Consider the following 11,739-nt stretch of genomic DNA (forward strand, 5'->3'; position numbering starts at 1 on the left):
GGCGTCGTGGCTCCCGCGCCGCGGCGATGATCGCGGCAACGGCAGTGCTGGCCGGACTGATGTCCGGCCTCGGCGTGAGTCCCGCCTCGGCTGACCCGATCATCGATTCCCAGAGCCTGCTGGCCAACCCGGTCGCCCCGGACGGCTCCAAGATCGTCAAGGCCGAGGTGAAGGACTCGCGCAGCCTGCGGTTGCACGTGTACTCGGCGGCCATGGACCAGAACATCATCGTCGACGTGCAGCGCCCGGCCGACGCGTCCGTGCCGCGCCCCACCCTGTACCTGCTCAACGGCGCGGGCGGCGGCGAGGATTCGGCGTCCTGGGTCGCCAAGACCGACGCGCTCGAGTTCCTCGGCGACAAGAACGTCAACGTCGTCCAGCCGATCGGTGGCGCCTGGAGCTACTACACCGACTGGATCGCCGACGACCCGGTGGTCGGCCGCAACAAGTGGAAGACCTTCTTCACCGAGGAGTTGCCCCCGCTGATCGACGGCGCGCTGGGCACCAACGGCGTGAACGCCATCGCGGGTCTGTCCACCTCGGGCACCACCGTGCTCGCGCTGCCGATCGCCAAGCCCGGCCTGTACAAGGCCGTCGCGGCCTACAGCGGGTGCGCGCAGACCTCCGATCCGGTCGGCTCGGAGTTCGTCAAGCTCACCGTCGAGACCTGGGGCGGCGGCGACACCATGAACATGTGGGGTCCGCAGGGCTCGGAGGAGTGGGTGAAGAACGACCCGTACGTCAACGCCGAGGGGCTGCGCGGGCTCGATCTCTACATCTCCACCGGCAACGGCCTGCCCGGCCCGTACGACACCCTCGACGGTCCCTACGCGCTGCCCGGTGCCTACGGCCTGGCCAACCAGATCGTCATCGGTGGCGTGATCGAGGCGGGCACCAACTACTGCACGCACAACCTGGCCAACCGGCTCAACGAGCTGGGTATCCCGGCGACCTTCAACTTCCGTCCCAACGGCACCCACTCCTGGGGCTACTGGAAGGACGAGCTGAAGCTGTCGTGGCCGACCCTGGCCCGCGGCCTGGGCCTGTAGCCCACACGCTCGACGAACCGCCCCGCCTGCCCGGCGGGGCGGTTTTCGTTTGACCGACCTGCCTCTCGGCGTTTGCGAATTGTGGTTAACTTAGGTTGACTGGTCCGGCGCTGCCCCGCCGCAGCGCCCGAGTAGTCGATGACCCCGGTACGCGGAACGGAAAGTGAGTGCATGGTCGCCGATCGCAGTGAGGCCGAACGCGCCTGCGAGCCGACCACCGCACCGGCGCGGGTCGTGCGCCGCAGGCCCAAGGACCGCAAGATGCAGATCATGCGGGCCGCCGCGCGCGCCTTCAGTGCCCGCGGGTACTACCCCGTCGGGGTGGACGAGATCGCCGCCGAGGTCGGCATCTCCGGACCCGCCCTGTACCGGCACTTCGCCAACAAGTACGCCCTGCTCGTGGCCGCCGCGGAGGCGGGCGCGCGTGGCCTGCGCGACGGCGCGGCCGCCGCCGACGACCCCGCGCTGGCGCCCGAGGCCCGGCTCGACGCGCTGCTCACCGCCGTCGCCGAACAGAACATCGACTTCCGGCGCGAGGCCGGGCTCTACCGCTGGGAACGCCGCTACCTCGAGCGCGAGGACCGGGTGCGCATCCGCGCGTTCTACCGGGAACTGGAGGCGATGGTCGCCGCGCCCATCGCCGAGCTGCGCCCGGAGGCGACCCCCGAGGACGTCACCCTGCTGGCCGTCGGCGCGCTGAGCGCCCTGGCCAGCATCGCCGCGCACCGCACCACCCTCTCGCACGGGCGGATACTGGCCCTGCAACTCGATATGGCCTGGTCGATCGTGCGCGCCGAGCTGCCGCCCGCGCCCGCCGCCGCCGAACCCGACCGGCAGAACCGCGGGCTGCCGGTGACCTCGAAACGTGAACAGCTGCTCACCGAGGCGATCCGGATCTTCGGCCGCAACGGCTACCACGAGTCCGGGATCGAGGAGATCGGCGCCGCCGTCGGCATCAACGCCTCCAGCGTCTACCGGCACTTCGACAGCAAGGCCGACCTGCTCGCCGCCGCCTTCCACCGCACCGGCGACCGGCTCGCCGTCGCCATCGGCGAGGCACTGGCCGAATCCGAGAGCCGCGCCGACGCCGCCCGCCGCATCGCCGACCGCTACGCCCGGCTCACCTTCGCGACCCCGGAGATCATGCCGGTCTACTACGCCGAGTTCAGCAACCTGCCGCAGGCCGAACAGCACCGGCTGCGCGCCATCCAGCGCCAGAACGTCCTGGAATGGGCCAACCTGCTCGACGGCGACCCGATCGAGGCACGCTTCCGGGTGCACGCCGCGATCGGGCAGATCATCGATGTCGGCCGGCTGCTGCGCTTCGACTCGCGGCCCGAACAGCTGGCCCGCCTGGCCGCGCTGACCGGCTCAGTCCTGATCGGCAACCCCACCGATCAGGACTGAGCCGGAGTCTCAGCGGCCGTGCCGTAACCGGAAGAACGCCTTCGCGGTGCGCAGATGACGCGGGTGACGGTCGAAGGTGGACAGCCGGACCGGCGCCCGATAACGCCTGCGGGCGATGGCCATGGTGCGGCTGTACTCGTAGAGGCCCTGCTGGCCGTGGCTGTGGCCCTGGCCGTACTCACCGACACCGCCGAAGGGCAGGGCCGGGATACCGGTGAAGGCGGTGGACGAATTCACCGTCACGACGCCGACTTTGAGCTGCTCGGCGATGAATTCGGCGCTGGCGATATCTAGGGTGAACACGGTGACGGCGATGCCGTTGCCCGCCGCGTTCACCCGGGTGACGGCGTCGGCCAGATCGGCCACCCGGTTGACCACCAGCACGGGGCCGATGCCCTCGCCGGTGATGGCGATGCTCTCCTCGGGCACCTCGGCCAGCACGATCGGCTCCACATACGGGTCGCGGAAGGACTCCAGCCCGCCCAGCACCGCGTGCCCGCCGCGGGCGATGGCGTCGCGCACCTGGGTGCGGACCACGTCGACCTGGGCGGCGTTGATCATCGGGCCGTAGGCGGCGCGATTGTCGGCGCCGGGCCGCAGCCGGGCCGCGCGCTCGGCCACCCTGGCCAGGAAGTCGTCGAACACCGAGTCGGCGACATAACAGCGCTGGATGCCGGTGGCGTTCTGACCGGCGTTGGCCATCGCGCCGAACACCGCGGCCTCGGCCGCCGCGTCGAGGACCGCGTCGACGTGCACGATCATGCTGCCCTTGCCGCTGTGCTCCACCACCACCGGTGTGAGGGTGCGCGCGCACTGGGCGATCACCTCGCGCCCGCCCGCCTCCGGACCGGCGTAGGCGATCTTGTCGACCTCGGCCCGGCACAGGGTGGTCGCGGTGCGCTCGTCACCGGTGACGACCTGCAGGACGGGATGGTCGGGGGCGATGTCGGTCCAGCTCTGGGCCAGCCAGACGCCGACGCCGGTGGTGAGCTCGTGCGGCTTGAACACCACGGTGTTGCCCGCGGCCATGGCGTAGGCGATGGCGCCCATCGGTGTGAAGACCGGGTTGTTCCAGGCACCGAGCACCCCGACCACGCCCAGCGGCAGATAGCCGACCGAGGCGTGCTGATTGCGGGTGAACCAGCCCGAGGCCAGGCGCTTGCGGCCCAGCGTGCGCTCGGCGTTGCGGGCGGCCCAGTCCAGATTCTCCACCGCCAGCATCACCTCGAGCGCCGCGTCGGCCTCGGGCTTGCCGGTCTCGCTGCGCAGCACCTCGACCAGGGCATGCGCGTTGCGGGCGATGTGGCGGCGCCACTTCAGCAGCAGGCGTCTGCGGTCACCGAAACCCAGTTCGGCCCACCAGTTCTGGGTGGCGCGGGCGGTGCGGACCGCGCGGGTGACCTCGGCGGCGCTGGTGACGGGATACTGCGTGAGTTGTTCGCCGGTGCGTGGGTCGAACGACGTCAGCACGTCGGTTCGGCCCGCGGGCGCGGTGGCGCCCGCCGGTGCTGACTCGATCATTGTCACCTCTCACGGCGGATCGAACACGCCCGTCGGAACGGGCCGGTGAGACGAGTGTTTCCCCGATGGTCAGCGTATGGCCGCCCGGGCGGCCCGACAAGGTCGCCGCACTGCCCTTGCACTGCCCTCGTGAGCAAGGCCACACAGGTGTGGAAAACGGACGAGTCAGACCGAGACGCGACCGGCGGAAGCGCCGGACCGGTAACATCGCGCCGAACGGTATGGATCACCTACCGAGACGAAAAATTCCGTGTGCGCGTTTCCAGAAGAGTCTCGCGCGCCCGGCCGATGGTGGAGAGTTGATGCCGAGTTCGAACTCAGTGGATTCGCCCGCAGGTGGCCTCGCGCAGCGGCGCGACGAGCCCGCGGTGCTGGTATCCGACGTGCGCAAGTCCTTCGGTGACGTGCACGCCCTGCAAGGCATCAGTTTCCAGGCCGAACGCGCCAGCGTGCTCGGCATCCTCGGGCCCAACGGCGCGGGCAAGACCACCACGGTCAAGATCCTGTCCACCCTGCTCAGCCCCGACTCCGGCACCGCCGTGGTCGCCGGGCACGACGTGCGCACCGACGCCGCGGGGGTGCGCCGCGCGATCATGATGACCGGCCAGTACGCCGCCCTCGACGAGAACCTCACCGGCCGGGAGAACCTCGAGCTGTTCGGCAGGCTGATGGGCCTGACCAAATCGGCCGCCCGCAAGCGCGCCGAGGTGCTGCTCGAGGAATTCGACCTGGTCAGCGCCGGAAAGCGTGCGGTGCGCAACTATTCCGGCGGTATGCGCCGTCGCGTCGACATCGCCTGTGGTCTGGTGGTGCGGCCCGAGGTGGTGTTCCTCGACGAGCCGACCACCGGCCTCGACCCGCGCAGCCGCCAGGGCGTGTGGGACCTGGTCACGGCGCTGAAGAACCAGGGCATCACGGTGCTGCTCACCACGCAGTACCTCGAAGAGGCCGACGTGCTCAGCGACAACATCATCGTCATCGACAAGGGCACCGTCATCGCCGAGGGCACCGCCGACCAGCTCAAGGCCAAGACCGGCGGCAGCTTCTGCGAGATCGTCCCGCTGGACCCGAGCAAACTGGCCGCGACCGTGCAGGCGCTGGGCGATCTGGTCCCGGCCGCCGTGGCCGCCGAGATCAGCGGCGCCGACAAGCTCTCGGTGCCCGCCCCCGACGGCGCGGCCACCCTGGCCGAGGCACTGCGCAGGCTCGACACCGCGGGCATCGACCTGGCCGACATCGCGCTGCGCAGGCCCTCGCTCGACGACGTGTTCCTCTCGATCACCGGTCATTCGGGCGGGCATCAGTGAGTGCCCCCGCCGCCGCGGCGGACACCCTGTTCGCCGATCTCCCCGAGGCGCACCCGAGCAGCTTCGCGCAGTGGCGCGCGCTGACCGGACGCATCGTGCGCACCATGGTCACCAAGGGCGAGCTGATCGTCGCGGTGCTGTTCCCGCTGGTGATCACCGTCGCGTTCTATCTGCCGCTGCGCTATGTGATGAAGGTGCAGGGCATCGACTACGCGCAGTACGTGATGCCGATCATCGTGCTGCAGACCATGGCCATGACCATGATGTCGAATGCCCAGCTCGCCGCGTTCGAGGCGCTCACCGGCCTGAGCACCCGGTTGCAGACCATGCCGATCGGGTCGCTGGTGCCGCTGCTCTCGCGGATCAGCGCGGGCCTGGTGCGCTCGGTGGTCTCGCTGATCGCCACCGTCGGCTACGGCTACCTGATCGGGTTCCGGTTCACCGGCGGCTGGTTGCAGGCGCTGGCCTTCGTCGGCTTCGCCCTGGCGGTCGGCGTGGTGCTGACGCTGGGCGCCGACGCGCTGGGCAGTCTCACCAAGAACCCCGAGGCACTGAGCCAGGCGCTCACCCTGCCGATCCTGATCTTCGGCATGCTCTCCACCGGCTTCGTGCCCGAGCAGGCCTTCCCCACCTGGGCGCGGGCCTTCGCGCGCAACCAGCCGATCTCCCAGGCCGCGCAGACCCTCAGCGACATGGCCGCCGGTGATCTGAGCTGGGCGGGCACCTGGGTCTCGCTGGTGTGGCTCGGCGGGCTGGCCATCTTCTTCCTCCCACTGGCTGTGTGGGCGAGTGTGAGGCGATCATGACGACAACCCTGACCGCGGCCCAGCTGCCGGAGGTCCACGCCAAGCCAGAGGGCGCGGTGTCGGTGTGGGCCACGCACAGCGTCATCCAGGCCAAGCGCCTGCTGATGGTGTGGCTGCGCGACCCGTCGACCACCATCCAGACCATCGCCTACCCGGCGGTGACCCTGCTGATGTTCCGCATCGTGCTCGGCGACTACATCACCGCCTACGGCGGCATGCCCGCCATCTACGGCCAGGCCGCGCTGCTCACGCTGGTCGCCGCCATGACCGGCGCGGTCGTGAGCGCGCTGGGCTTCAAGCGCGAGAAGGCCGCCGGCCTGCTCAGCCGCTTCTACACCATGCCGCTCAACAAAGCCTCGCTGCTCACCGGCAGGCTGCTGGCCGAGGTGCTGCGCATCCTGATCACCACGGTGATCGTGCTGCTCGTCGCGGTGCCGCTGGGTTTCCTGTTCATGGAGAACCCGCTGACCAATATCGCGCTGATCAGCGTCCCGGTGCTGTTCGGGCTCGGCTTCGCGGTGATGGTGACCGCGCTGGCCACCATCACCGAGGGCGTGATGCTGGTGAGCCTGATCGGCATCGTCAACACCCTGCTGATGTTCTTCAACACCGGGTTCGTGCCGATCATCGCCTACCCGACCTGGTTGCAGACCATCGTCGCCAACCAGCCGATGAGCTGCGCGATCGACGCCATGATCGGGCTGTCCTACGGCGGCCCGGTGGCCGAGCCGCTGCTCAAGACGCTGGCGTGGACGGTCGGCATGATCGCGGTGTTCGCCTACCCGGCCATCGCGGGCTACAAGAAGGCCGCGCAGACGGCATAGTCCCGGCACCACCAGCCGCGCCCCGGAGTCCACGTGACTGCGGGGCGTCGCTGTTTCAGCTGGCCTGCACCTCGGCGGGCGCGAACGGGTAGTCGACCCAGCGGTCGCGGTTGGTCCAGCCGACCAGGTCGTAGCGCCAGCGGAACGGCCAGGTGTGGGCGACGGTGTTGAACAGCACCGCGCCCAGCGCCGCGTAGTCGTCGTGGGCCGAGAGCAGCGCCCGCTGACCGCGTTCGGACTCGGTGAAGAACGCCTCGAACATGGCGATCGACTGGGCGGTGGTGAGTCGGCCCAGACCGAACAGGCCGCGCATCCGCATCCAGTACACCGCCCGCGCCCGCCACGGCCACAGCGCCTCGACCGGGTCCTCGCCCTGCTGGACGGCCGTGACGGCGGTGTCGATCAGAGCCAGCGAATCGGCCACGCTGTAGCCGGTGCACGGGTGCATCATGCCGCCGCGCGAGCCGAACGGGACCGCGACGGCCGCGCCCTTCTTCGGCGGGGGCTGGTCGAGCGGGTAGTGGGCGGCCTCGCTGGGCTCGTCACCGCGCAGGACGATGCCGTGCGCGGCGAGGCGGGCCAGCGTGCGCTTGCGCAGTTCGTGCTGGGGCATGCCGCCGCGCAGGCCGAGGCTGGTCTCCTCGAAGATCACCGTGCCGTCGCCGAGCGGCACGGCGTAGAGGAACGAGGGCGGCTCGTCCGGGCCGGCGCCGTTCTCCGGACGCCAGTCCAGCAGCAGGCCCTCGCCGTCGGCGACCATGGGCGCCGCGGTGTCGGCGTCGACGAAGATGCCGTGCGCGGAGGCGGCGCGGCGCTGGCCCAGGGTGGGCAGGCCGCGGGTGTCGAAGACCGTGTTCGCGCGGATGACGGTGCCGTCGGCGAGTTCCACCTCGTGCTGGTCCACGCGGCGGGCGCGCTCGGCGAAGACCGTCGCGTCGTCGAGGGCAAGCGCCGCGTGCAGACCGGCCTTGGACAGCACGCAGTACGCACGCGGGATGCGGTGCTCGGTCTTCGTCCACACCGTGGGGGTCGCGATGCGCTGGGCGATCACGCTGTCCGGCAGCCAGTCGGGCAGCTCGTCGACCCAGCAGGAGAACGTCGGCGGGAACAGCCGCTCCGGTCGCGGATCCACCGCAGCGACCCGCAGTCCGGCCACCGCCGCCCGATGCGCCAGCCCCCGCCCTGTCGGGCCGAGCCCGACAACACACACATCGAATTCCCGCGTACTACTCACGATCGCATTCAATCCCGCCCCCGCGGCACGGCGCAAGCACCGGCCGCGGCGGCGGGTGGTGGCTAGTCCTCGAGGGCGAGCGCCTGGCGCATGGTCAGGCGGCCCTGGGTCTGCATGAGCGAGCGCCGGTAGATGCGTTCGGCGACCAGGACGATGCCGTAGGCGGCCACACCCATCAGCGCCAGAGCGGCGATCGGCTCCCACCAGGCCGCCGTGCCCTCGGCCAGCCGCGCGGGCATGGCGACGATGGACATGATCGGCACATAGGAGGCCACCACCCGGCCGGTGCCGGTGAGGAAGATACCCGCGAACAGCACGATCATGATCAGCATCGACAGGGGAGTGGCGGTGGACTGCAGGTCCTCGCTGCGGGTGGCCAGCGCACCGGCCACCGCCCACAGGCTGGCCAGCGCGATGAAACCGACCAGGAAGAACACGATGAACCAGCCCGCCGCCCCGGCGATCTGACCCAGCTGATCGGCTCTACCAGTCGCGGCCAGACCCGCCAGCCCGGCACCGACGAACAGCGCCAGCTGCGCGAAGGCCAGCACGGAATTGCCGACGACCTTGCCGATCAGCAACTGCCGCAGCGGCATCGCGCTGGCCAGGATCTCCACGATCCGGTTCTGCTTCTCCTCCACCACGCTCTGTGCGATGGACATGCCGAACAGCAGCGAGGCCAGATAGAACAGGAACGCGAAGACCAGCGCCACGATCTTGCTCAGCCCCGGATCGACCGCGCCCTTCTCCAGCAGGTCGTAGCGCACGTCCGCGCCCCGGCCCAGCTCCTCGAGCGAGACGCCCGCGGCCTCGGCATTGCGTTGCAGGGCGAGCTGCTGGGCGGCGGCGGTGATGTAGGTGGTGGCGTCGTCGTCCTCGGCGGTCTTGCCGAGCAGCAGCCAGCCACCGGATTCGGCGGGCACCAGCCCCACGTCGACGGTCTCGTCACGGACCTGCTGTTCGACGGCCGCGCGATCGGCGGCCGGATGCCCGGTGAAGGTGGTGTCGCTGTCGGCGGCCTCGGCCAGGCTGTTCGCGGTATCGAGCACCACCGCCGTCTCGGGCCCGGTGACGGCCACCTCGATCTTGTCCGGCCTGCTGCTGAGGAATCCGCTGATGGCCAGCGACGCCACGATCGCGACGATGGTGACCACGGTCGACACGACGAAGTTGCGATCCCGCAGCTTCACCACGATCTCGCGAGCCGCCACGATCCGCCATACCCCGTTCACGCTCTGTCCTCCTGGCATGATCGGGCGCCTTCCGTGGTCACGCGGGCTGCCGCCTCCAGGCGCTGACCTCTCATGCCGTCACCTCCCGGTAGATCTCGGCGACCGTCGGCCGCGCCTCGGCGAACTCCCGCACCGATCCGCGTGCCAGCGCCTCGGTCAGCACCGCGTCGGTGCTCGCCCCCGCCAGTTCGAGCTGGGCCACCGGCCCGTCCAGCGAGATCACCCGCACGCCGGCGAACTCCCGCAACCACGCCGGATCACCGTCGACGACCAGCCGGTACCGCGCCGCGCTGCCCGCGCGCAGCGACTCGACCGAGCCCTGCCCGACGACCCGCCCGCCGGCCAGGATCACCAGCTGATCGCACAGCCGCTCGACCAGATCCAGCTGGTGCGAGGAGAACAGCACCGGCACACCCTGGTCGGCGTACTCGCGCAGCAGCTCGACCATGGAGTCCACCGCGGCCGGGTCGAGCCCGGAGAACGGTTCGTCCAGGATCAGCGCCGTGGGCTGGGCGATCACCGCGGCCGCGATCTGCACCCGCTGCTGATTGCCCAGCGACAACGACTCCAGCTTGTCCCTGCCCCGATCGGCCAGCCCGAAGCGGGCGAGCAATTCCCCGGCCCGCTGCTTGGCCTCGGCCGTGCTCAGCCCGCGCAGCCGGGCCAGATAGACCAGCTGATCGAGGACGGGCTGCTTGGGATAGAGCCCCCGTTCCTCGGGCATGTACCCGAAGCCGCGGCGATCCTGCGCGGTCACCGGCCTGCCGTCCCAGCGGATCTCCCCGCTCTGCACGGCCAGCACCCCCATGATCATCCGCATCGTGGTGGTCTTGCCCGCGCCGTTGCCCCCGACGAATCCCGTCAGCGCTCCCGGCGGCACGCCGAACGACACCCCGTCGACCGCCACGTGCTCGCCGAACCGGCGCACCAGCTGCGCGACTTCCAGCATCGAGCTCTCCCCGTCTGTCGTCGTCTCGATCACAACCGTACCGATTCAACGACTTTCGGGCAGGGACTCAGCGCGGGGTGACCCAGGTGGTGATGTCGGCGTGCACGACCTCGATGCCGTCCTTGTCGTAGATCGAGACCGGCACCGTGAGCTCGGTGCCCTCGGTGATGGCCGCGAAGTCCGGCACCTCGGCCAGCTTGGCGACCGCGCGCAGCCCGCTCTCGGCCTTGGCCAGGTATTGCACGTTCATCGCCTTGGGGATCCAGCGGTGCGTGGTGGGCACGGTGGCCTCGCTGAGCATGCCCATCGCGACCTCGGCCAGATTGCAGGCCGCGATGGCGTGGAAGGTGCCAAGGTGGTTGTGGATACCGAACCACTTGGGCGAGGTGACCTCGCAGATCCCCGGTTCCAGCCGGACCACCTGCGGCAGCACGGTGCCGAAGTAGGGGACCCGGGCGACCATGCCCAGAGAGAACAGCGCGTGCCCGAGCTTGTTGTCGGGCAGCTTCTTCCAGCCGCGGTAGGTCGCGGTTTCCTGTGTCATGCGGGCTATCTTACTCAAAAGTAAGTTAGTGCGGAACCCTCGATCGCCGGGCTCGGCATCGTGCCAGTTACCATGGTTCGGTACAGCCCGTTCCGGCGATGCGGTCCAGGTAGATGCCCCTTCGGGGGCGTGATCGATGCCTCATGACCCCCGATTTGAAGAGCGTTGTCGGGATGGTGCATACTGTTCGGGTTGCCTTGCACAGGATCATGTCTTCTCCTCGGAGGAGGCGGTTCGAGTCAGGCGAGCAGAAGTTTGTATCTCCCCGGTTCGCCGGGAGCGGATACGTCCGGGACCACGTTCCAGGCCGATGATGAGCAAGTGATCAGGGCTGAAGAATGAGCGAAAAGGCGACACGCCCGACCGCGTGGACCGGAGCACCATGACAGATGAACAGCGGCGAGGATCGGGCGATGCCCGGTCACGGTCTTCAACTTGTTCCTCGCGCGTGCGGGGATGAGCCCGTGTGTTCGGACTGTGCAAATGAGGGTGGTGCGGGAGCTTGCTCCTGTGACCACGAAGGAAAGCGGAGAAAAGGACACTTAGCGTGGCGGGACAAAAGATCCGCATCAGGCTCAAGGCCTATGACCACGAGGCGATCGACGCGTCTGCGCGCAAGATCGTGGAGACGGTGACCCGCACCGGCGCCCGTGTGGTCGGGCCTGTGCCGTTGCCCACCGAGAAGAACGTGTACTGCGTCATCCGTTCGCCGCACAAGTACAAGGACTCGCGCGAACACTTCGAGATGCGTACACACAAGCGCCTCATCGACATCCTCGACCCGACGCCGAAGACGGTCGACGCGCTCATGCGCATCGACCTGCCGGCCAGCGTCGACGTCAACATTCAGTGACGGGGACTCGAGA

At 69.5% G+C, this 11,739-nt stretch carries 11 protein-coding genes; 6 read left to right on the plus strand and 5 right to left on the minus strand.

Annotated features, from left to right (window positions below; genetic code table 11):
* Positions 1–26 precede the first annotated feature (26 nt).
* The gene (locus ACFC06_RS21820) at positions 27–1,049 is read left to right on the plus strand and encodes an alpha/beta hydrolase (protein WP_375935689.1); all 1,023 of its coding nucleotides are present in this window, start codon (positions 27–29) and stop codon (positions 1,047–1,049) included.
* 171 nt (positions 1,050–1,220) lie between these two features.
* A complete protein-coding gene (locus ACFC06_RS21825; RefSeq protein WP_375934089.1) occupies positions 1,221–2,456 on the plus strand; it encodes a TetR/AcrR family transcriptional regulator in 1,236 nt (411 codons plus the stop codon).
* 9 nt (positions 2,457–2,465) lie between these two features.
* On the opposite strand, the gene ACFC06_RS21830 is transcribed toward ACFC06_RS21825, so the two are convergent.
* Complete coding sequence (locus ACFC06_RS21830; protein ID WP_375934092.1) at positions 2,466–3,977, minus strand: aldehyde dehydrogenase family protein; 1,512 nt, start codon at positions 3,975–3,977, stop codon at positions 2,466–2,468.
* Positions 3,978–4,279: 302 nt separating this feature from the next.
* Here ACFC06_RS21830 and ACFC06_RS21835 point away from each other — a divergent pair, with 302 nt between their 5' ends.
* Genes ACFC06_RS21835 through ACFC06_RS21845 form a run of 3 tightly spaced genes read left to right on the plus strand, consistent with a single transcriptional unit; the run spans position 4,280 to position 6,914 of the window.
* Positions 4,280–5,284 carry an ATP-binding cassette domain-containing protein gene (locus tag ACFC06_RS21835; RefSeq protein WP_375934095.1) on the plus strand — a complete coding sequence of 335 codons (1,005 nt, stop codon included), beginning with the start codon at positions 4,280–4,282 and terminating at the stop codon, positions 5,282–5,284.
* The gene (locus ACFC06_RS21840) at positions 5,281–6,090 is read left to right on the plus strand and encodes an ABC transporter permease (protein WP_375934098.1); all 810 of its coding nucleotides are present in this window, start codon (positions 5,281–5,283) and stop codon (positions 6,088–6,090) included. The genes ACFC06_RS21835 and ACFC06_RS21840 overlap by 4 nt, the downstream gene beginning before the upstream one ends.
* Positions 6,087–6,914 (plus strand): ABC transporter permease, encoded by an 828-nt coding sequence (locus ACFC06_RS21845; RefSeq protein ID WP_375934101.1) that lies wholly within the window; start codon positions 6,087–6,089, stop codon positions 6,912–6,914. Before ACFC06_RS21840 ends, ACFC06_RS21845 begins: the two co-directional genes overlap by 4 nt.
* A 55-nt stretch (positions 6,915–6,969) precedes the next feature.
* Here ACFC06_RS21845 and ACFC06_RS21850 read toward each other — a convergent pair whose 3' ends face one another.
* The 4 genes from ACFC06_RS21850 to ACFC06_RS21865 form a co-directional block, all read right to left on the minus strand.
* Entirely contained in the window at positions 6,970–8,148 is a 1,179-nt protein-coding gene (locus ACFC06_RS21850) for a lycopene cyclase family protein (RefSeq protein ID WP_375934104.1), read from the minus strand.
* Positions 8,149–8,210: 62 nt separating this feature from the next.
* Positions 8,211–9,380: an ABC transporter permease gene (locus tag ACFC06_RS21855; protein ID WP_375934107.1), complete on the minus strand. Its 1,170-nt coding sequence runs from the start codon at positions 9,378–9,380 to the stop codon at positions 8,211–8,213.
* A 70-nt stretch (positions 9,381–9,450) separates the two neighbouring features.
* Entirely contained in the window at positions 9,451–10,329 is an 879-nt protein-coding gene (locus ACFC06_RS21860) for an ABC transporter ATP-binding protein (protein WP_375934110.1), read from the minus strand.
* A 67-nt stretch (positions 10,330–10,396) separates the two neighbouring features.
* Positions 10,397–10,873, minus strand: coding sequence for a hotdog fold domain-containing protein (locus ACFC06_RS21865; RefSeq protein ID WP_375934113.1), 477 nt, complete (start codon positions 10,871–10,873; stop codon positions 10,397–10,399).
* A 547-nt stretch (positions 10,874–11,420) separates the two neighbouring features.
* Here ACFC06_RS21865 and rpsJ point away from each other — a divergent pair.
* The gene (gene rpsJ, locus ACFC06_RS21870; RefSeq protein ID WP_003938093.1) at positions 11,421–11,726 is read left to right on the plus strand and encodes a 30S ribosomal protein S10; all 306 of its coding nucleotides are present in this window, start codon (positions 11,421–11,423) and stop codon (positions 11,724–11,726) included.
* Positions 11,727–11,739 lie beyond the last annotated feature (13 nt).

It is taken from the genome of Nocardia sp. NPDC056064 (assembly GCF_042266925.1).
Lineage (GTDB): Bacteria > Actinomycetota > Actinomycetes > Mycobacteriales > Mycobacteriaceae > Nocardia.